Genomic DNA, 20,306 nt, shown 5'->3' on the forward strand with positions numbered 1-20,306 from the left:
CGCCGCCGGATGGTGACCGCGCTGGTCGCATGCCTTTTGGTGGCGGCCGTGGTCGTCGGATTCGGCGCGGTGGGCGCGTCTCTGCGCGAGCAGGGCGCTGCGGCTGTGCGCGACACCGTGCTCGACGCGGCCATGCAGTGCTGCGCCATCGAGGGGGCGTACCCCTCGTCGCTCGATTACCTCGAGCGCGAGTACGGCCTGCGTGTCAACCACGATGACTACGTGATCACCTACGAGGCGTTCGCAGGCAACGTGATGCCCAGCGTGGTGGTGGTGCCGCGATGAGCTACCAAGACCGGCAGGGCGAGCGCGACGTCCAGTTCATGGATGCGGTGCAAGGGGGCCTGACCTCCGCCATCGACCGGGGCGCGGGACGCACGGGCGAGTACGGCCGCGTGTTCACCGCGCTGCTGTTCGCGCTGTTCGTCATCACGTTGCTGCTGGCCATCATGGCCGGCACGCGGGTGTACAGCGCGCTTTCGGACATGCGGAGCCAGACCGATCAGGATCGCCTGGCCATGGGGCTCCTGGTGAACAGCGTGCGCTCGTCTGACGCCATCGACGCGGTGTCGGTGGGCGCAGGCCCCGAGGGGCGCTCGCTTGTGCTGACCGAGCGCCTGGCCAACGGCACCTATGAGACGCGTATCTACCTGTATCGCGGCCAGGTGGTGGAGGAGTACTCCGTCGCCGGCACGCCCTATACGCCCGATAAGGCCACGCCCGTCGTGGCTACGGGCACGTTCGACTTCACCTACTCCCAGGGACTGCTCACCATCGTCACCGACGAGGGGCGGGCAGAAGTGGCCCTGCGCAGCGTGAGGGGAGGTGCGTGAGATGCCTCGGGGATTTGCTGATCGCTCGATGAGGCGCCGCACCGCCGCCGACCGTGCGGTGTGGCCCGGCGCCGCCTTCGTGGTGGAGGCGCTCATCCTGCTCGTGTTCCTCGCCGGCTGCCTGGCGGTGTTCATGCAGCTGTTCGGCGACGCTAACGAGACCGGGCGCCAGAACGTCCAGCTGGAAGAGGCTGTGGAGCTCGCGTCCAACCGCGCCGAGCGCTTCGCCGCCGACCCGCTGGCCGGCATGGGCGAGCCGGGCGAGGGCGGCGCCTACGCGAGCGCCGACGAGACGGATGACGGTCTGACCGTCATCTGCGAGGTCGTGCCCGAGCCGCTGTCCGCCGGCGTGCTGTACCGCGCGAGCATCGCGGTGACCGCCGACGGCGAGGAGGTGTTCAGCCTCGCGACCGCGCGTTACGTGGCGGGCGCCGCGGGCGTGGCAGACGTGCAGGGAGGTGGCGCCAATGGCTAAGAGCCGCGGTTCGGTGCGCATGGGCCCCATCAGCCTGTTCGCGCTCATCATCATCTTGTGCCTGGCTGTCATGGCGGTGCTTGCCGTCACCACGGCCCAGGCGTCTTACACCCTTACCCAGCGCCAGGCCGCTGCGGCTGAAGAGGCCTATGCCGTGGAGACGGCGGGTCAGAGCTTCCTGGGCGGCCTCGATGCCGAGCTGGCTGCCGCGCATGGCGCTGGCGCGACGGGCCCCGGCGCCATGGCGGCCGTCGAGCAGGCGCTCCCGCGCCTGGCCGAGGAGGCGAAGGAGGCGGCGCCGCTGCCGCTGACGGCCAACGCGTCCGCCGTTTCCACCGACCGCGCGGCCAGCCTCGCTGGCATCGTGGGCGTGGGACGCACCGGCGAGGAGCCGGCCGACGCCATCCCCGTGGAGGGCGTGACGCCGCTGCTCGATGACGCGCGCGGCGCCGTGAGCGCATCGTTTGCGACCGACGGCGGGCGTACGCTCGACGTGGTCATCGCCATCCGCGATGACGGCAGCTACGAGATTCTTTCCTGGAAGGCAACGACGGAGTGGAATGAGGAGGGCGCGGGCGAGACCCTATGGTCGGGATCGCCTTCGCTCGGATAGGAGAACCGATGAACCTGCAACAGCTTCTGAAGGACATGGTGGACGCCAAGGCCTCCGACGTCTACGTGATCGCCGGACTGCCCCTGACCTACCAGGTCGGCGGCCGTCAGGTTCGCCTGGGCGATCAGGCGCTCATGCCCGCCGACACCGACGCCCTGGTGCGCGCCATCTATGCCGAGGCCCATCGCTCCATGGAGCCTTTCGACGCGTCGCGCAACCATGACGACGACTTCTCGTTCGCCATTGGCGGCATCGGGCGCTTCCGCGTGAACGTGTTCCGTCAGCGCGGGTCGCTGGCCGCCGTCATCCGTGTCATCCCCTTTACGCTGCCCAATCCGGTTGATTTCAACATCCCCGACGCCGTCATGGACTGCGCCGAGTTCCAGAAGGGCCTCGTGCTGGTGACCGGCCCCGCTGGCGCCGGCAAGTCCACTACGCTGGCATGCATCATCGATCGGCTTAATCATGAACGAAACGGTCATATTATTACGATGGAAGATCCCATCGAGTACGTGCATCGCCATGGCAGCTGCATCGTCACCCAGCGCGAGGTGCCCACTGACGTGGCCACCTACGCCGAGGCGCTGCGCTCGGCCATGCGCGAGTCGCCCGATGTGATCCTGCTCGGCGAGATGCGCGACCAGGAGACCATCGGCACGGCCGTGACCGCCGCCGAGATGGCCCAGCTGCTGTTCTCCACGCTGCACACCACCGGTGCCGCCAACACCGTTGACCGCATTATCGACGCGTTCCCGGCCAATCAGCAGCGCCAGATCCGCATCCAGCTGTCCATGGTGCTCCAGGCCGTGGTCAGCCAGCAGCTCGTGCCCACCGTGGATGGCGGCATGGTGCCGGCCTTCGAGGTGATGATTGCCAACACGGCCATCCGCAACCTCATCCGCGAGGCCAAGACGCATCAGATGGACTCCGTCATCGCCGCTGGCGCCGCCGAGGGCATGCGCACCATGGACCAGAGCCTGTTCGAGCTGGTGGCTTCCGGCCAGGTGGCCCGCGAGACGGCGCTGCAGTGCAGCATCCACCAAGAGGCGCTCGCCAAGCGCCTGGAGGCCGAGGGCTTGTAGGCCCCATCTGCGGAATAAGCAACACTAATAGGGAAGGCGTGGGGTTACCGCGCCTTCCTGCGTTATTGACCCCCCGCAACGGGCGCCTGCGGCAGACACTCCGCCGCGACAGGCCGATCTGGCGCCGCCCCTCCCGCCGGCTGCAGAGCGCCCCGTCCCCGCGGCCGCCCTGCCACGGTTGCCCTGCTGCGGAGCGCCCCGCTCCCGCGGCCGCCCTGCTGTGGGCGATTGCGCCTTTGCGTTCTGCGGGGTATGCCTGTGTCCGAATTGCCGTCAGGCCTTTGTGCTCTCTTTGCCTCTTCTTTTGGCTGTCGCGCCTGGGCCTCTGTGCTCTGTTGCTTCTTGGCCGGTGCGTTGCGCTCGTGTTTGCGAGATTCTTTCGCCGTCCTCGTGCTCGAAATGTTTCACGTGAAACATTTGTTTGCGGCGTTGTTGCCGCACTCTTCTGTGCGGCCAGCGTTTTCGCTAGGCATGTCTTCTGGTCATGGCGTGCTTTGCTTTCCGGCTTTATCTGCGAGCATCTCCGGTGCCGCGCATCCGCGTGCCGCATCTGCCGCGGACTCTCAGGCCATCAAGTTTGCGCCTCTGCTTCCGAGGCGCTTTCTCTCGCCTCATGCACAAGAGGTGTTTCACGTGAAACATTTGTTTGAATTCGCTCATGTGCGTGTCGTTTCTTCGCTTTTTGCTCCCGCTTTGCGGGGCTCCTTCCTTTGGGGGCGCGGGATCCGCACCCCCTGCTCTCTCCCTGCTGCATCTGTGCTTCTTTTTTCGATTTGGGTGCTTCGTGTTGGGCGGTGGGGGAGGGGTGCTGTCTGTGCGGGAATGGGTGTTTCATGTGAAACATCCGTTCCCTCCTTGCGGAATCTATTACTCATAAGGTCATCTTTAGTGACCCAATTCTGGTACAGTTCATCCTCAGGTGGGGTATAACCTAGAGTTAACTCAAACTAAAAGTAAACAATGCGGCAACATATGCACATCGAGACGCTCATCGTTCGGTACGTCGCTTGTATTTAGGAGACGGCGTCGGTACGCTGCTGGTACTGGAGAAATCCAGAAACGTGGCTCTATGGCGGAACGGAGCGCTCACGTCCCCCCGATTCCGCTGACCATGCCATTCTACGATCCTGCGCTACCCGCGCCAGACGCTCGAGATTCTGCGCCTTCCCCGGCGAGTTCACATCGTAGACGTTAGGTTAGGAGGCTGCAGTGCAACTCAAGGCATCAACCGACTACGGACTGCGCGCCGTCTTGTACCTGGCCGAGCAGAGCGGCACGTGCTCGTCTAAGGATATTGCTCACGACATGTCGATCCCCCGCGACTATCTGATCCAGCTGGCCCAGCTGCTCAGGAACGCCGGCATCATCGAGGCGCGCCCGGGCAAGCATGGAGGCTATCGCCTGGCGCGAGACCCAGCCAACATCACGTTGTTGCAGGTCATCGCTGCTATCGACGAGGACACGAAGGACACCACGCGCGCTCGCCGGGAGGATCGCAAGAACGCGGCCATGGTGGGGAATGTGAAGAAGGCGTACGAGCTGGTGCTCGACAGCTACGACGCGTACCTCGACGCCATTACGCTGGAGATGCTGCTCGACTGCGCGAAGGACGCAGATCGCAGCCGCGAGTACCTGGCCGAGCGCCTGAGCGACGAGTCCAAGCGCCTGCTCATCCCCGAAGCCAAGATAGCTTAGCTCGAATCGCGCCGGAGCAAGCGTGTGCCGGAGGGGCGGCGTCTGAAGAGGCGTCGCCCCTGCGTGCGTTGGGGAGCGCGGTGAAGGGCGGGCGGTCGGCTCGGCCGAGCGAATGCGCCCCCGCGCCCCGTCCGAGCGCGCGTCCGTCCCCTCGCCTCGCTTCGCCCGTCGTCCGTCCGCCGCGCCCGCTCCGTTCGGCGCCCGCCGCGCCCTGCGTGCCCCCGCGTCCGCCGCCCGCCGCCTGCGTCGCGTGCGCACCCGGCGCAGGCGGCACTCCCGCGCGCCTGCCGCTTCCGGCACCTGCTCCCAGCGCGCCTCAGGCCAGGCCGAGCAGCTGCATCACGAGCAGCGCCACCGTGAGCGCGGCCACCACGCCGACGGTTGCCCAGACGAGCACCTTCGACACGAGGCGCGAGCGATGCGCGCCCATGATGCGCTTGTCGGCGGCGATGATGGCCATGAACGCCAGTAGCACCGGCAGGATCACGCCGTTGACGAACTGCGCCGTGAGCATCACCGACAGCAGGTTGATGCCGGGGATGAGCACCACGGCGGCGGAGAACCCGATGACGAACGTGAAGATGCTCTTGAAGGTGGGCGCCTCCTTCCATTTGAAGGACACGCCGGCCTCCCATCCGAACGCCTCGCAGATGACGAACGCGGTGGTCAGCGGCAGCACGCACGCCGCCAGAAACGACGCCGCCACCAGGCCGATGGCGAACAGCGCCTCGGCGTACTGCCCGGCGAAGGGCGCGAGCGCGTGGGCCGCGTCGGCTGCGCTGTCGATGGCGATGCCCTGCGGGTGCAGCACCGCGCCAGTGGTGACGATGATGAACCATGCCACCAGGCATGCGGCGATGGTGCCGGACACGGCGTCCACCCGCTGCAGCGGCAGGTCGCGGGGCGTGAGTCCCTTTTCCACCACGTTGGACTGGGTGAAGAACATCATCCACGGCGCGATGGTGGTGCCGATCATGGCGATGACGAGCGCGATGAACGCCGGCTCGCCGTTAACCTGGGGCACCACGGTGTCGTGGAGCGCCTGCCCCCAGTCGGGCTCGGCCAAAAACGCCGCCACGATGTAGGTGACGAACACGAAGGACAGCGCCAGGAACACGTTCTGCACGCGCTTGTACGAGCCTCCCACCACGAGCAGCCACACCGCCAGCGCCGCCACCGGCACCGAAACGTACTTCGACACGCCGAACATCTCCATGCCGCTGGCGATACCCGCGAACTCGGAAAACGTGGTGGCCACGTTGCCGATGAGCAGCGCGAGCATGGCGAGCGCCGTCAGCCGGATGCCGAATCGCTCGCGGATGAGCGCCGCGAATCCCTTGCCCGTGACCGCGCCCATGCGCCCGGCCGTGGTCTCCACCACGGCCAGCAGCACGCACATGATGGGGATGACCCACAGCGTGCCGAACCCGAACTGCGCGCCCGCCGTGGAGTAGGTGGATATGCCGCCCGCGTCGTTGCCGGCCATGGCCGTGACGATGCCCGGTCCCATGGCCGCCAGCACCAGCAGCATCTTGTTGGGTTTCTTCGTCGGCACGTCCCCATCCACCGGGGCGGGGGCCGGGGCCTGAGCCTGAGCCTTCTGTTGCGCCAGGTCGCGCGTGTCCTTCCCGAACTTCATGGGAGCCACCTGCTATCTGGAAAGCCCGTGGAAGCCGGTGGCGTCCAAGATCTGCAGCAGCACGAGGGTGTACAGGCCCAGCACGAGGATGCCGGCCAACGTGCCGCCGAGCACCTTGCCCAAGGTGGCGCGTGTCTTTTCTCCGGACACGTCGTCCTCGATGGCATCCCAGGCGTCATCCACGGTGACGATGCCCAGAAGCGCCCCGCGCTCGTCCACCACGGGCATGGCGGGCAGGTCGTATTTGAAGATGTCGGCCGCCACGTCCTCCTCGGTCTCGGAGGGGGTGGCGGTGATGACGTCGTCGAACATGACATCGCCGATGACGCGGCTGTCCTCGGTGAGCACGAGCGTGCGCAGCGAGAGCACGCCCACCAGCTTGCCGTAGTCGTCGGTGACGTAGACGTAGTGGACGGTGGGGTGGTCCTCATCCAGCTCGCGCAGCACCTCGATGGTCTGGCCGACCGTCTTGTCGCGCTCGACGGAGACGAACTGGGTGGTCATCATGCCGCCGGCCGTGCCGTCCTTGTAGCCGAGCAGGCGGCGAATCTCGGCAGCGTCTTCCACGCCCATGAGGCGCAGCAGCGTCTCGGCCTTCTCGTAGGGCAGGTCGCGCACGATGTCGGCCGCGTCGTCGGGATCCATGTCGCCGATGAGGCGGGCGGCACGTGCGTCGTCCAGGTCGTCGATGAACTCGGCCTGGTACTCGTCCTCCATCTCGGAGATGGCTTCGGTGGCCTGGGCGTCGTCCAGGTGCTCGAACACCGCGGCGCGCTGCTGCGGGTCGAGCTGCTCGAGGATGTCGGCGACGTCGGCGGGGTGCAGCTCGTCTAGGCGCCGGTGCGTCACGGAGAGCTGCACCTCGGAGAGGTCGCGGTCGAGCAGGTCCATGTAGTTCCAGGCGATGATCTGCTCGTCGATCTTGTGGCCGAAGGCGCGACCTGCGGCGACGGCCGCCTTCTCGATCCAAGGATGCAGCCCGCGCAGGATGCCGCGCACGCCCACCTCGGCGCCGAGCAGCCGCAGCTGCGTGCCCGACTGCGAGAGCTTGAGGTCGTTCACGCGCACGACCTTCATTCCCTGCGTGTCCACGATCTGCCGATTGAGCAAGTCGCGGGTCAGCAGCACCTCGTCAGGCTGCAGGTAGCTGAAGCGGATGTCGTGGGCGGGCACTGCCAGCGTGATGCCGTCCTCGTCGAAGAGGTCGACGTACTTGCGCCAGGAGATCATGAACGGCACCTTCCCCGGCCCCTGGAAGGCCAGGCTGGTGATACGCGGAAAGACCTCGCCCGTGGATATGGCCAGGTCGGATATGGTGCCGATCTTCTCGCCCGTGGAATCGATCACGGGCTTGCCCAGCATTTGCGATAGGTAGAGCATAGGCATATCCCTTACGTCGTCGCGCATCGACGCGTCCGCGAAGACAAGGCGGCGGCCGCATGCCAGAGACGCGGCGGGCCGGGTATCAGATTGCGAGCGGGCGCGGGTTCGATGCGTCACAGCCGTCTTCCGGCTGCCGACGCAGGGAGGGGAGCCGGAAGGTTACATACTGTGAGGTTTCGATTTTCGAACCTTCAAGTACGTTCCTTTCCCTAGACAACAAAAAACCGCACGTGCTGTTGCCAGTCGTTGCGGATCTGAGATGCTGAAATGGTGCGCCGTGAGGGATTCGAACCCCCGACGTACTGATTCGTAGTCAGTCCCTCTATCCAGCTGAGGTAACGGCGCACATCGAAACAGCGAAGCCTATTTAACCATGGCCTCCTGGGGCTGTCAATCAGAATTTTCCGAAACACGGAAAGTTTTGCATCCTGTAAGAAAGCGCCTTCGCGGGCGGGTCGGGCGCCCTGGGTTTCTCCGGCCTTGTCTCGCCCCTGGCCGGCCTCACGGCCGCGCTCGTTTGCCGAAGACGGCGCGATGCGGAGGGATCGCACCTGGCGGCACACGCTATCATAGGCGCAAAACGAGAAGGGAACCTGCATGAACGCGGACAAGCCGACCCACCTAGCCAGCCCTCAGTCGCCCGAGGTCGGCCGCCCTGCGGCCTATGACCCCTCGCTTGACGTGGACACGCGCGCCTTCGACGCGAGCGTCACCGCGGACGAGGTGATCCCCCTCGACGAGGAGGAGACCCGTAAGGTCGCGTTGTTCGACAAGTTCCACAGCGTGAACGACATTCCCCCGGAGCAGTACGCGCGCTACGACGTGAAGCGCGGCCTGCGCAACGCCGATGGCACGGGCGTCATCGTGGGCATGACCAACATCTCCAACGTCCACGGCTACACGGTGGCCGACGACGGCCGCAAGATAGCTGACGACGGCTCGTTGCGCCTGCGCGGCTACGAGCTCTACGACCTGCTGGGCGACCTCTCGCCCGAGCGCCGCTTCGCCTACGAGGAGGTGGCCTACCTGCTGCTGATGGGCGAGCTGCCCACGCAGGATCAGCTCGACCGGTTCGTGGAGGTCATCGACTCCCAGCGCGAGCTGCCCGACGGCTTCACCGCGTCCATGCTCATGCGTCATACGCCGCCCGACATTATGAACGTGCTGGCCCGCTCGGTGCTCCAGCTCTACGCCTACGACGATTTCGCCGAGGATCGCTCGCCCGAGCACGAGATCCACACGGCGCTCTCGCTGCTCTCGCGCCTGCCGCGCATCATGGTGCTCACCTACTACTCCAAGCGCGCTCGCTACGACCACGAGTCCATGATCATGCACCGCTTCATCCCCGGGCAGTCCACGGCCGAGACCATCCTCTCCATGCTGCGCCCCGACCGCCAGTTCACGGCGGAGGAGGCGCGCATGCTCGACATCATGCTGTGCCTGCATGCTGAGCACGGCGGCGGCAACAACTCGACGTTCACCGCGCGCGTGCTGACCTCGTCGGACACCGACCCGTACTCCACCTACGCCGGCGCCATCGGGTCGCTCAAGGGCCACCGCCACGGCGGGGCCAACCACCAGGTGCTGGGGATGCAGGGCGAGATCAAGGCCGCCGTATCCGACTGGGAGAACGACGACGAGGTGGCGGACTACCTGGCGCGCATCGTCAACAAGCAGGCCTACGACAAGACAGGCCTGGTCTACGGCATGGGGCATGCGGTGTACACGCTGTCCGACCCGCGCGCGGTCATCTGCAAGCGCTTCGCCGAGGAGCTTGCCCGCGGCACCGAGTTCGAGGCGGAGTTCAACCTGCTGCAGTCCATCGAGCGCCTGGCCCCCGAGGTCATCCTGCGCGAGAAGGGCACCAAGAAGGACATGTGCGCCAATGTGGACATGTACTCGGGCTTCGTGTACTCGATGATGGGCATTCCGCAAGACCTGTTCACACCGCTGTTCGCCTGCGCGCGTCTGGCCGGCTGGGCCGCGCACCGCTTCGAGGAGATCGGCTCGGGCAAGCGCATCATTCGTCCGGCCTACAAGATCGCCCGCCCGGGCCGCCGCGCGTACCTCCCTATCGCCGAGCGCTAGGCGCGGTGCGCGCGGGGCGCGGGCGACGCCGCGCGGGGTGAGGCGGGCTGGGATGCGGCTGCGGGGTCGGCAGCGGGCGCAGGTGCGCAGGAGCCACGAGTGCGTGGTGGCGGCGCGTTCGAGTCTCGCGGTGCGTGAGGCGGGGACCTGTGGCGCGTGGAGCGAGGCGCCGATGCCACTTTTTCGCCCCGCAATGGCACTAATCGGCAGTTTGGTACGCTTTGCGCGACCCCAGACGCCGCCCTGCGCTTGGCCTTACAGCAAAACCCCAGGTCGCGATTGGGCGACGCTGCCGGAGACGCTGGTTTTGGCCCTAAGCACCGTACCAAACCGCCGATTAGTGCCATCGAAGAGCTGTTTGCTGGATGTGAGGCTCCTCGACGGGTCTCATCCCGGCATCTAAGCCGGTTGAAAGCGCGGAAAGTGCGCCATCGGCGCGCTTTCCCCACGCGCTTCCGCCTCATCGGTTCGAACCCTGCCGCCTGCAGGCTGCAACTCTCTCAAACATGAAAAGAGCCCCATTGCAGGGGCTCGTCGCGTTCTGGCGGAGGCGGTAGGATTTGAACCCACGGTACCTTGCGGCACAACAGTTTTCAAGACTGCCGCCTTCAACCACTCGGCCACGCCTCCAGTAAGCGATGATCGGCGCGCAGCCGGCTCATCTGCGGGTAAGGATACCATAGTTTCGCGTCGCAGCCGGTCGCCGGAGCGGGCGCTTCTCCTATAATGGCCGTCATGACTGACGAAGACTACATGCAGCTGGCGCTTGCGGAGGCGCGCGCCGCCGCGGCCATGGGCGAGGTGCCCATCGGCGCGGTGGTGGTATACCAGCCCATCGACCGCGGCACGCGTCGCCCTCTGGCCGAGCCGCAGGTCATCGCCTGCGCGCACAACCGGCGCGAGACCGACCGCGACCCGGCGGGCCATGCGGAGTTCCTGGCCCTGAAGGAGGCCGCCCGCGTCCTGGATGCGTGGCGCCTGACCGACTGCACGGTCTACGTCACGCTGGAGCCCTGCATCATGTGCGCGGGGCTCATGCACCAGGCGCGCGTAAGCCGCTGCGTCTACGGCGCGTCCGACCAGAAAGCCGGCGCCCTGGGCACGCTGTACGCAGTGCACGAGGACGAGCGCCTCAACCACCAGTTTTCGGTGACCCCGGGCGTTTGCCGGGAAGAGTGCGCCGGGCTGCTGAAGGAGTTCTTCGCGAGCAGGAGAAAAAGATGAGCGACAAGCCCCTGACCGTCGACATGCTGGGCGCGGCCCGTGACGCGCAGTGGAGCGCGCTCGCGTTCATGGGGCCGGGGAGCGTGCGGGCGATGGCGCCGGCCAAGGTGAACCTCTTCCTGGGAGTGGGTGAGCGCCGCGCCGATGGTCGCCATGAGGTGCTCACCGTCATGCACGCCCTCGCGCTCCACGACACGCTGCACGTGCAGGTTCGTCCGGCCGATCAGGCGCCGGACGGGGATGACCTGCCGTCCCATGCGGCTGTCGGCGGGCCGGCGTGCAACCTGCGCGTCACCGTGGACGTGACCGACAAGGGCGCTGGCGGCGTGCCGGACATTCCCGCGTGCGAGAACATCGTGTTTCGTGCGGCCGACCTGCTGGCCCGCGCCCTGGGCCAGGACGCGCCGTGCGCCATCGACGTCCGGCTGGAGAAGGCCATTCCGCATCAGGCGGGGCTTGGCGGCGGGTCGTCCGATGCGGCGGCCATGCTCCTGGCCCTCGCCCGCGCCTGGGGCCTTGCCGCCGACGATGGGCGGTTGGAGGAGGCGGCCGCCGCGCTCGGCGCCGACGTGGCCTTCTTCCTGCACGGCGGCTGCGCGCTGCTCGACGGCGCCGGCGAGCGGTTCGTGCGTCAGCTCGCGCCGTTGCGCCAGGCCGTGCTGCTCGTGAAGCCGCTGGCGGGCGTGTCTACCGCCGCGGCCTATGAGGCCTTCGACGCCGACCCCGCGTCGGTTCCCCCCGAGCTGCTGCAGGTTGCGCGCGACGCGCAGGACGCGGCGGAGATCCCCCTGGTCAATAACTTGGAGGGGGCTGCCGACGTGCTCGAGCCGGCTCTGGCCGAGGTGCGCGCCTGGGCGCTCGCCCAGCCGGGCGCGCGCGACGCGCTGCTCTGCGGCAGCGGTGCGGCTACCTTCGTGGTGATGGAGGACTTCGACGCCGCCTGTCGCGCCGCGGCCGAGGCGAAGCGCCGCGGCTGGTGGGCGCGCGCCACCAGCTTCGCTGGCACGCGTGCCGCGGCGCTGCCCGCATAGCGCGTTCGGCTGGGCGGGCGCCCCCCCCCGGCGCGGCGCCCGGCGCCCCGCCCCGCCGCCCGGCCGCCCGACCCGTGCCGCACGGTTCCGCCGTTCGTCCCCTCGCGCGGGCGGCTCGATCGCTCGTTCCGCCCGAAGTCCGGTGCGCATCGTGCGATCGTCAACATTTTGAGAACTACGGCCGTCCGATCCGCCCATCAGCGGTAGACTGGCGGAAGTCGAGATGGAGGAGAAGCCATGGTAGTGGGAATCATCGTCGCCGTCGTCATCATCGTCATTCTGGTGGTGGTGATCGGGCTCTACAACAACCTGGTCAAGCTGCGCAACCGCGTGGACAACGCCTGGGCGCAGATTGACGTGCAGCTGCAGCGCCGTCAGGATCTCATCCCCAACCTGGTGGAGACGGTGAAGGGCTATGCCGGCCACGAGAGCGGCACCCTCCAAGCGGTCACCGAGGCCCGCGCCGCGGTGGCGCGCGCCACTACCCCGCAGGACAAGATGCAGGCGGAAGGCGCGCTGACGAGCGCGCTGCGCGGCCTGTTCGCCGTGGCCGAGGCCTACCCCGAGCTCAAGGCGAACGCCAACTTCCAGCAGCTTCAGGCGCAGCTTGCCGAGACCGAGGACAAGATCAGCTACATGCGCCAGAGCTACAACGACACGGTGATGAACTACAACACCGCCATCCAGACCTTCCCCGCCGTGCTGCTGGCCGGTGCGCTGGGCTTCACGGCGCGGCCGAGCTTTGACGCGGACGCCGGTGCCGAGGTGGCGCCGAAGGTGCAGTTCTAGCGCCAGAGACGAGAAGGCGGAAGGCGCGCCCTGAGGCGGCATGCCCCCCCTGTGAGGGCGCGGGCTCGCCTGGCGGGGCGGCGCGACAGCAAGAAGGCGAGGTGGAACCATGGGTTTGGTAGCGCGGCTCTCGCGGGTGATTCCGCTCGTCATTGCGCTTGCGGCCATTGCCGCGGTCATCTACCTGGTGGTCACCTACCGCCATTCGCCGGCGCGCGCCAAGGAGGTGCTCATCCGCGTGTTCACGTGGATCACCGGCGTGCTCTCCGTGTTCTTCGGGCTGGTGACCCTCTACGCGCTGGCCGAGGCCAACGCCGGCGTGCTCGACTTAGGCGCAAGCTTCCTGGTGGTCGCCCTCATCGGCTTGGCCATCACCCGCTGGTGCAACCACCTCTTCCTCAAGCACCACCCCAGTTACAAGAGGAAGCCCGTGAAGGCCGCCGTCAAGCGCCGTTGGCCCTGGCAGCGATAGGGGAGGCTCGAATCCCCGCGGGGGCTCAGGCGGCTTCCGGCAACGAAAAGACCCCCGTCTCCGGGGGTCTGTCAGAGCTGGCGGAGAAGCGGGGATTCCCGCGCCCGCCTTCGGCGAGCGCTCAGCCCCTCCCTCGCAAGCTCGGTCGGACGAAACGCTAAAAACGCGCCACCGGCGCGTTTTCCTCACGCGTTTCCACCTCATCGGTTCGAATCCCCGCTGCGCTTGATCGCCTTCTGGTAGCAAAAAGCCCTCCGGTCAGGAGGGCTGTTCTAGGCTGGCGGAGAAGCGGGGATTCGAACCCCGGAAGCCCTTGTGGGGCTTACTCACTTAGCAGGCGAGCACCTTCGGCCTCTCGGTCACTTCTCCAATAGCAAGAATGAATCATACCCGACTTGGACGCCCCGCGCAACGGCGTTTTCCGCACTTCCGCGGGCTTTCCGGGCGTACAGTATAATGAGAGGAATCCCTGCCAGACCGGGGTCGTCCGCTGCCCGCGCGTCGTCGCGTCGCGCGCTGTTCGGCCCTACGCGAAGGAGGCTTCCGTGCCCTCACGTTCCTTGGCCCGCCCATGCGCCCGTCGCCCGCTCGCGCTGTTCGCAGCCGCCCCGCTGCTGGTCGTCGCGGTGCTGCTCAGCATCCTGCCCGCTTCGCTTTCGCCGCTGGGGGCCACGCAGGCCCTGGCCAAGTCCTACGAGTGTCCGCGCGTGGACACCACGGCGCAGGTGCAGACCGACGGCTCGCTGCACGTGGTGGAGCAGCGCACCTTCGCCTTCGACGGGTCGTTCACTGCGGTGTGGTGGACCTTCGAGGACTTGCCGAGCAACGCGCAGGTGCAGGTCAACGGTATGCGCATGGCTCCGGTGGATGATGCGGGCAACGTGGTGGGCGACTGGGTGCCGCTTCAGCGGGTCACCTTCCAGCTGGCGTGGCGCGAGGCCGGCGGCCCTGGCGTGGACGCGTGGTCCTTCGACGAGCCGCAAGACACCGTGTACGCGTTCTTCAACGTGGAAGATGCCACGATGATCTTCGAGCTGGACTACACCGTGGTCAACGGCGTGCAGGCCTACGAGGACGTGGCCGAGGTGTACTGGAAGTATGTTCCCGAGGGCTGGGCGGTGGACTCCCGCAACGTAAACATGACCGTCGAGCTGCCGCTGCCGGCCGATGCGGCGGTGAGCGCTCCGGCTAACGATTCCGGGAGCTGGGCCGAGGGCGAGAGTCCTCGCGCCGGCGCTGGCGAGGTGCGTGCGTGGGGCCACGGGCCGCTCGACGGCACGGTAACGGTGAGGGCCGACGGCACGGTGACCTACGAGGTGCCGCTCGTACGCGCGGGCCAGTACGCCGAGGCGCGCGTGGTGTTTCCCGTCGAGTGGCTCACCAACCTCAGCCCGGAGGCGCGCAGGGCCCATCAGGGCACCTTCCGCCTGGAGACCGTGCTCTCCCAGGAGCAGTCGTGGGCCGACCAGGCCAACGCCCAGCGTGCGTGGTCGCTGCTGTTCATCGTGGGGATCGCGCTGGTTTGCGTGGCGATGCTGGCGGTGGCGATACTGCTGTTCCTGCGATTCGGCCGCGAGTATAAGCCCGACTTCACCGACGAGTACTGGCGCGACGTGCCCAAGCGCGGCATGCAGCCGGCCGTGATCGGCCGCCTGTGGCGTTGGAACCGCGAGAGCCACGACGACTTCACGGCCACCCTCATGCACCTGGCCCATGTGGGCGCGGTGCGCATCGACAAGGGGAGCTATGCCGACCCCAAGGGGCGGATGGTGGATGACTACTACCTGACCATCGACTACGCCATAGCCGACGCCCGGACCGATCCGGTGGAGAAGGCCACGTTGGCGCTGCTGTTCCGCCGCATCGCCGAGGGCCGTCCCTCGGTGTGGCTGGGCTCCATCCGCGAGTACGGCCGCAAGCATCCGGAGGAGTTCCTTGCCGCCATGAAGTCGTGGCAGGCCACGCTCGAGACCGAGGTGTACGCCCGCCACTTCTTCGAGAAGCCGGGTCGACGCATCGGCGCTGCCATGGGCGTCGTCGCGTTTCTCTCCCTGGGAGCCGGGCTTTTCCTAGGGGTGACCATGGAGAACTTCATTCCCCCGATCTTGCTGATCCCCACGGGCATCGCGCTGCTGGTCATCGCCAACTACATGCCGCGCCGCACTCGCGTCGGCAACGATCTGACGGCACGCTGCAAGGCCCTACGCAACTGGCTGCGCGACTTCTCCAACCTGGACGAGCGCCCGCCGACGGACGTGAAGGTGTGGGGTGAGTTCATGGTGTACGCCTACCTGTTTGGCGTGGCCGAGCGCGTTATGAGGGAGCTGCGCGAGACGGTGCCGGAGGTGCTCGAGGTGGACGACGGCGCTTCTGCCCCCCATTATGTGCCGTGGTATGTGTGGTACGCGCCGGGCCGCGGCGTGGGAGGCGCGCCCATGCCGAGCGTGTCTGACCTGATGAGGACGTCAGTGGCGAACACGGTGTCGACGGCGCAGGCCGCTGTGTCGGCTGCGAGCGGCGGCTCGAGCAGCGGTGGCGGGTTCGGCGGGGGCTTCTCCGGCGGCGGAGGCGGCGGGTTCGGCGGAGGCGGCGGCGCTCGCTAGCGGTTGTGGGGATCGCCGGGGCCGGCTCGCGGCTTCGGCGGCCCAGTGTGTGGGGCGGCCCGCGGCAGTCGGGGCCGCCCCGCCCAGCCCCCCGGTCCCGGCACCTGGCAGTCGCCTCCGCCCCCCCCGGTCCCGGCCCCGCCCGGCCCGCGGCAGTCGATCCTGCCCGGCTTCCGGCAGTCGGCCCCGCTCAGTCCCGGCATCCGGCAGTTGCCCCCCCCCTTCGCCTGGCTCCCGCCCGCCCCGGTTCCCGCCCCCCCGCCTGCCCAGCTCCCTCCCAGCTCCGCCCAGTCCCCGGCGCCCTCCACCCGGCTCCCACCCAGCACCTCCAAACCGCCCGCCAGGTCGTTTCCCCGTTGGCGATTGCGTCCGCGTGCCTCCTAGCGCCTCCCGAACCTTCGCTTCTCGCGCGCGATTTGCAAATTCGCACGGTTTTGCACTGAGATACCGCGCGAATCCCGCGCTACCGCGACATGGCGACTTTATCGACCTGGGCAAACGTAAACCCGCCTGCGCATCTGTCCCCGAGAAAGCCGCTCGCGCAGTGCAAAACCGTTCAAATTTGCAAGTTGTGGCCGCGTTTCGCCAGGCCGACTATAATGCTGCTCCGTGACTGCTCTGCGTAACATACCGCCAGCCGCCTACAAGCTGCTGATCGTGCTGGCCACCGTCATATGGGGGCTCAGCTTCGTGGTGATGAAGGACGCGGTGGACGTGATGGAGCCCGCATGGCTCATCGGCGTGCGCTTCCTCATCACGGCGGCGTTGCTTACCGTGGTGCTGTGGCGTCGCGTGCGTCCGGCGCTCACCCGCGAGCAGCTGCGGCGCGGCGCGGTGCTGGGACTGCTGATGTTTCTGGCCTACTGGACGCAGACCATCGGCCTGGCTTTCACCACGCCGGGCAAGAACGCCTTTCTCACGGCCACCTACTGCGTGATGGTGCCGTTCATGTTCTGGGCGGTGGCCGGCAAGCGGCCCACCGTGTTCAACCTGATGGCAGCTGTGCTGTGCGTGGCGGGCATGGGGCTCGTGTCGCTGGCGCCCGGCACGCAGGCCGTGGAGTTCGGCGACGTGATGACCCTTGTGTGCGCTGTGTTCTTCGGACTGCACATCGTGTTCGTGAGCAAGTACGCGCAGGGATGCGATGTGCTGCCCATCACCGTGTTCCAGTTCTGGACGATGGGGCTGTGCGGCGTGGTTATCGGCGCCCTTACCGAGGAGCTGCCGAATGCGGCCGCGGTGAGCCCCGAGTTCCTGTTTAACATGGCGTACCTGATCGTGCTCGCGTCGTGCGTGGCGCTCGTCATCCAAAACGTGGCGCTGGCCCATGTGCCGCCGGCCCAGGCGTCGCTGCTGCTGTCGCTCGAGGCCGTGTTCGGCGTGGCGTTTTCGGTGCTGCTCTATGGCGAGGCGCTCACGATGCGCCTGGTGGCGGGCTTTGGGCTCATCTTCGCGGCCATCGTGCTGAGCGAGGTGTTCCCGCTGCGCCCCCGTGGTCAACAAGCCGGAGACATCCCGGCCCCTGCGCCTGCCGCCGACTTGCTGGTGGGCGACAATGGGGCCTCCGGTGAGCTGGAGGAAGTTCTTGACGGAAGGAGCTGAGATGAGGGAGAAAATCGAGGAAGCCGGGCGCGACAACGTCGTCCTGATCGGGATGCCCGGCGCGGGGAAGTCGACGCTGGGGATCGTGCTGGCCAAGATCATGAACTACCGCTTCGTCGATGCCGACCTGCTTATTCAGAACCAGTGTGACAAGACGCTCCAGAAGCTGCTCGACGCCTGCGGACCCGATGGGTTTATCGAGGTAGAGAATCAGGTGCTCTCCGATTTGGAGTGCGAGCGCACCATCGTGTCCACGGGCGGATCGGCGGTGTACTCTGACGCGGCCATGGAGCACCTTGGGCAGATCGGTCGCATCGTGTACCTCCAGATCAGCTACGACGAGCTGAAGAACCGCCTGTCTGACCTGCAGGAACGTGGCGTGGTGCTGAAGGGCGGCATCTCCATGAGCCTGCGCGACCTCTACGATGAGCGCAAGCCGCTCTACGAGCGCTATGCCGACATCGTGGTGGACGTGAACGATCTGAGCATCACCGCGGCGGCCCGCAAGGTGGCTGCAGCGCTGGCCTAGCGGGCGGTGCGTGAGGCGGGCCGGAGGTGGGATTTCCTGAGGAGGCCTCGCGCCGCACGCTGCGCCGCAACAGCCTCCGCTGCCTTCCGGTCGTGCCGGAGCAAGCGCAGAACGCGAGAAAGGCGGGACGTCCCAGCGCGGGCGCCCCGCCTTTCTCATGCGGGACGGGGGCGGCCGACAGGCGCCCCCGCGTCTTCGGGTGAGACGCCGCTACAGCGACGGCTCCAGCTCCAGATCGTCGTCGAGGCCGGCGGGCACCGGAGCGGCGGGATCCTTGGGGGCCTTCCAGTCGGCCGCGTCGTCGGGGCGCGGTGCCATGGCGCTCTCCACGCCGTTGGCGGCCTTCAGGCGCGCGAAGTAGCTGCGGGTCTCCTTGGCCACCACGCCGGACAGCGCTACCAGCGCCACCATGTTGGGCAGGGCCATCAGGCCGTTGAAGATGTCGGCGATGGTCCACACGGCGCTCACGGTCATGTAGGGGCCGATGAACACGGCGGCGATGTAGAGCCAGCGGTACGCCTTCACGGCCTTCATGTTGCCGTTGCTGAAGTACTCAAGGCAGCGCTCGCCGTAGTAGTCCCAGCCGAGGATGGTGGTGAACCCGAACAGCACCAGGCACGCCATCAGGACGAAGGCCGTGGCCTCGCTCGGCAAAAACGGCAGGCCCGCTTGGAATGCGGCGGTGGTGACGGCCGCGCCCTCGAGCCCCGGCAGGTTGTAGGCGCCGGTCATGACGATGGCCAGGCCCGTCATAGAGCACACCACGATGGTGTCGAGGAAGGTGCCGGTCATGGACACGAGACCCTGACGCACCGGCTCCTTGGTCTGGGCGGCCGCAGCGGCGATGGGGGCCGAGCCCAGGCCGGCCTCGTTGGAGAAGATGCCGCGGGCGATGCCCTTCTGCATGGCGATGATGATGGCGCCGAGCATGCCGCCGGCCGCCGCCTGCAGGCCGAACGCACTCTGCACGATGGTCACGAGCGCTGCGGGCAGCATCTGGATGTTGGCGATGATGAGCACGAGCGAGAAGCCCACGTACACCACCACCATGGCGGGGATGACGCGCTCGGACACGCTGGCGATGCGGCGCAGGCCGCCGACGACCACCAGGCCCACCAGCACGGCCAGAATGAGCGACGCCACCACGGTGGCGATGGAGTAGTCCATGCCGAACAGCGAGAAGGCGATGGCGGACTTGTCCGGGTCAAAGAAGCCGGTAATGGCGCCGGATATGGAGTTGACCTGCGTGAACGTTCCGATGCCGAACAGGCCGACGCACATGCCGAAGAAGGCGAAGATCTTGGCGAGCCAGCGCCAGTTGGGCCCCATGCCACGCTCGATGTAGTAGAACGGGCCGCCGAGCACGTGGCCGTCCTCGCGGATGGAGCGGTACTTCACGGCAAGCAGGCCCTCGGAGAACTTGGTGGCCATGCCGAACAGCGCCGCGAGCCACATCCAGAACAGGGCGCCCGGGCCGCCGGCCACGATGGCGGTGGCCACGCCCACGATGTTGCCCGTGCCGATGGTGGCCGAGAGCGCGGTGCACAGAGCGCCGAAGCTGGTGACCTCGCCCTTGCCGTCGTCCTCGTTCTTGATCATGTAGCGCAGCGCACGCGGCAGCTGGCTGAACTGCAGGCCCTTGAGGCGCACGGTCAGCAGCAGGCCGCCGAAGAGGATGAGCACCATGAGGGGCACGCCCCAGATGAAGTCATCGATGATGCCCAGTACGTTGTTGATGGGCTCGAACACGTCGTCCACGAAAATCCTCCTTCTCTTGTGGGCGATGTCCGCCGAAGAAGGAGGCTCTGGAGAAGCACGCTATGCGGGGCAAGGAAAGATGAGCGCGAAGATAAGCGCCCTCTGTCCTTTTGCCTGAGAGTTTCAGCGCGGCCGCGTGGCAGCGCCTTGCACCTTCGGCACCCGTATTCGGGATTCTCCAGAGGCCCCTCCGCGCCCTGTCTCCGTGGATTCAGAGCGTTTCAGCGGGGTACGCTATGTGATTGCGTTGCAAATTATAGGCAGGGCGGTCGGCTTGTCAATGGAAGGCTGGGGCGAAATGGTAGAATCGGGGTCGTCGGCGCAGCGGACGGCCCCGAGCAGCTCCCCGCCGACCTCAAAGCGCGCCCCTGTAGCTCAGCGGATAGAGCGTCGGTTTCCTAAACCGTGCGTCGGAGGTTCGAGTCCTCTCAGGGGCGCCAGTTTCTAGGCCGTCTTCCTCAAGCTCTCCTTTTTGTCATGCATTCGTTAC

The 20,306-nt window shown here is 67.1% G+C and carries 17 protein-coding genes, 4 tRNA genes and 1 riboswitch; of the genes, 15 read left to right on the forward strand and 6 right to left on the reverse strand.

The features are described 5' to 3' along the window. The first annotated feature begins 9 nt into the window (after positions 1–9). From AC6I0Y_RS00650 to AC6I0Y_RS00675, 6 genes are all read left to right on the forward strand, one after another. Positions 10–285, forward strand: coding sequence for a hypothetical protein (locus AC6I0Y_RS00650; RefSeq protein ID WP_497732244.1), 276 nt, complete (start codon positions 10–12; stop codon positions 283–285). Next, positions 282–833 carry a DUF4860 domain-containing protein gene (locus AC6I0Y_RS00655; protein WP_236643380.1) on the forward strand — a complete coding sequence of 184 codons (552 nt, stop codon included), beginning with the start codon at positions 282–284 and terminating at the stop codon, positions 831–833. The genes AC6I0Y_RS00650 and AC6I0Y_RS00655 overlap by 4 nt, the downstream gene beginning before the upstream one ends. A gap of 1 nt (position 834) precedes the next feature. Next, complete coding sequence (locus AC6I0Y_RS00660; protein ID WP_160709199.1) at positions 835–1,308, forward strand: hypothetical protein; 474 nt, start codon at positions 835–837, stop codon at positions 1,306–1,308. Next, positions 1,301–1,921, forward strand: coding sequence for a hypothetical protein (locus AC6I0Y_RS00665; RefSeq protein WP_160709201.1), 621 nt, complete (start codon positions 1,301–1,303; stop codon positions 1,919–1,921). The genes AC6I0Y_RS00660 and AC6I0Y_RS00665 overlap by 8 nt, the downstream gene beginning before the upstream one ends. A gap of 8 nt (positions 1,922–1,929) precedes the next feature. Beyond that, positions 1,930–3,003, forward strand: a complete 1,074-nt coding sequence (locus tag AC6I0Y_RS00670) for a type IV pilus twitching motility protein PilT (protein ID WP_160709203.1) — start codon at positions 1,930–1,932, stop codon at positions 3,001–3,003. Between the two features lie 1,209 nt (positions 3,004–4,212). Beyond that, entirely contained in the window at positions 4,213–4,698 is a 486-nt protein-coding gene (locus AC6I0Y_RS00675) for an RrF2 family transcriptional regulator (RefSeq protein WP_497732248.1), read from the forward strand. A gap of 316 nt (positions 4,699–5,014) precedes the next feature. Here AC6I0Y_RS00675 and AC6I0Y_RS00680 read toward each other — a convergent pair whose 3' ends face one another. The 3 genes from AC6I0Y_RS00680 to AC6I0Y_RS00690 all read right to left on the reverse strand — a co-directional run bounded on the left by AC6I0Y_RS00680 (position 5,015) and on the right by AC6I0Y_RS00690 (position 8,065). After that, a complete protein-coding gene (locus AC6I0Y_RS00680; RefSeq protein ID WP_497732249.1) occupies positions 5,015–6,337 on the reverse strand; it encodes an Nramp family divalent metal transporter in 1,323 nt (440 codons plus the stop codon). 12 nt (positions 6,338–6,349) lie between these two features. Next, positions 6,350–7,717, reverse strand: a complete 1,368-nt coding sequence (locus AC6I0Y_RS00685) for a magnesium transporter (RefSeq protein WP_160709209.1) — start codon at positions 7,715–7,717, stop codon at positions 6,350–6,352. Between the two features lie 271 nt (positions 7,718–7,988). Continuing rightward, positions 7,989–8,065: transfer RNA gene (locus tag AC6I0Y_RS00690), tRNA-Arg, on the reverse strand. Between the two features lie 252 nt (positions 8,066–8,317). Between AC6I0Y_RS00690 and AC6I0Y_RS00695 the strand changes: the two genes are divergently transcribed. Then, on the forward strand, positions 8,318–9,808 hold the full coding sequence (locus AC6I0Y_RS00695; protein ID WP_160709211.1) for a citrate/2-methylcitrate synthase: 1,491 nt from the start codon (positions 8,318–8,320) through the stop codon (positions 9,806–9,808). 542 nt (positions 9,809–10,350) lie between these two features. Here the strand turns inward: AC6I0Y_RS00695 and AC6I0Y_RS00700 are convergent. Beyond that, positions 10,351–10,438: transfer RNA gene (locus tag AC6I0Y_RS00700), tRNA-Ser, on the reverse strand. 105 nt (positions 10,439–10,543) lie between these two features. Here AC6I0Y_RS00700 and AC6I0Y_RS00705 point away from each other — a divergent pair. The 4 genes from AC6I0Y_RS00705 (at position 10,544) to AC6I0Y_RS00720 (ending at position 13,324) form a co-directional block, all read left to right on the forward strand. After that, complete coding sequence (locus AC6I0Y_RS00705) at positions 10,544–11,032, forward strand: nucleoside deaminase (RefSeq protein WP_497732251.1); 489 nt, start codon at positions 10,544–10,546, stop codon at positions 11,030–11,032. After that, positions 11,029–12,063 carry a 4-(cytidine 5'-diphospho)-2-C-methyl-D-erythritol kinase gene (locus AC6I0Y_RS00710; protein WP_497732252.1) on the forward strand — a complete coding sequence of 345 codons (1,035 nt, stop codon included), beginning with the start codon at positions 11,029–11,031 and terminating at the stop codon, positions 12,061–12,063. Before AC6I0Y_RS00705 ends, AC6I0Y_RS00710 begins: the two co-directional genes overlap by 4 nt. 237 nt (positions 12,064–12,300) lie before the next feature. Further along, positions 12,301–12,852, forward strand: a complete 552-nt coding sequence (locus AC6I0Y_RS00715; protein WP_497732253.1) for a LemA family protein — start codon at positions 12,301–12,303, stop codon at positions 12,850–12,852. Positions 12,853–12,961: 109 nt separating this feature from the next. Continuing rightward, positions 12,962–13,324, forward strand: a complete 363-nt coding sequence (locus AC6I0Y_RS00720; protein ID WP_497732255.1) for a guanylate cyclase — start codon at positions 12,962–12,964, stop codon at positions 13,322–13,324. A 278-nt stretch (positions 13,325–13,602) separates the two neighbouring features. Here the strand turns inward: AC6I0Y_RS00720 and AC6I0Y_RS00725 are convergent. Continuing rightward, positions 13,603–13,693, reverse strand: a tRNA-Ser gene (locus tag AC6I0Y_RS00725). 176 nt (positions 13,694–13,869) lie between these two features. Between AC6I0Y_RS00725 and AC6I0Y_RS00730 the strand changes: the two genes are divergently transcribed. The 3 genes from AC6I0Y_RS00730 (at position 13,870) to AC6I0Y_RS00740 (ending at position 18,058) form a co-directional block, all read left to right on the forward strand. Further along, positions 13,870–15,927 (forward strand): DUF2207 domain-containing protein, encoded by a 2,058-nt coding sequence (locus tag AC6I0Y_RS00730; protein ID WP_497732257.1) that lies wholly within the window; start codon positions 13,870–13,872, stop codon positions 15,925–15,927. 609 nt (positions 15,928–16,536) lie between these two features. After that, positions 16,537–17,529, forward strand: a complete 993-nt coding sequence (locus AC6I0Y_RS00735; RefSeq protein WP_497732259.1) for a DMT family transporter — start codon at positions 16,537–16,539, stop codon at positions 17,527–17,529. Position 17,530: 1 nt separating this feature from the next. After that, positions 17,531–18,058, forward strand: a complete 528-nt coding sequence (locus AC6I0Y_RS00740; protein WP_160708334.1) for a shikimate kinase — start codon at positions 17,531–17,533, stop codon at positions 18,056–18,058. Between the two features lie 210 nt (positions 18,059–18,268). Here AC6I0Y_RS00740 and AC6I0Y_RS00745 read toward each other — a convergent pair whose 3' ends face one another. Continuing rightward, positions 18,269–19,816 carry an alanine/glycine:cation symporter family protein gene (locus tag AC6I0Y_RS00745; RefSeq protein ID WP_497732261.1) on the reverse strand — a complete coding sequence of 516 codons (1,548 nt, stop codon included), beginning with the start codon at positions 19,814–19,816 and terminating at the stop codon, positions 18,269–18,271. Between the two features lie 92 nt (positions 19,817–19,908). Continuing rightward, positions 19,909–20,008: riboswitch (glycine riboswitch) on the reverse strand. A gap of 172 nt (positions 20,009–20,180) precedes the next feature. On the opposite strand from AC6I0Y_RS00745, the gene AC6I0Y_RS00750 reads away from it, so the two are divergent. Further along, positions 20,181–20,256 (forward strand) — tRNA-Arg (locus tag AC6I0Y_RS00750). Positions 20,257–20,306 lie beyond the last annotated feature (50 nt).

Source organism: Adlercreutzia sp. St.1H8, from assembly GCF_059728655.1.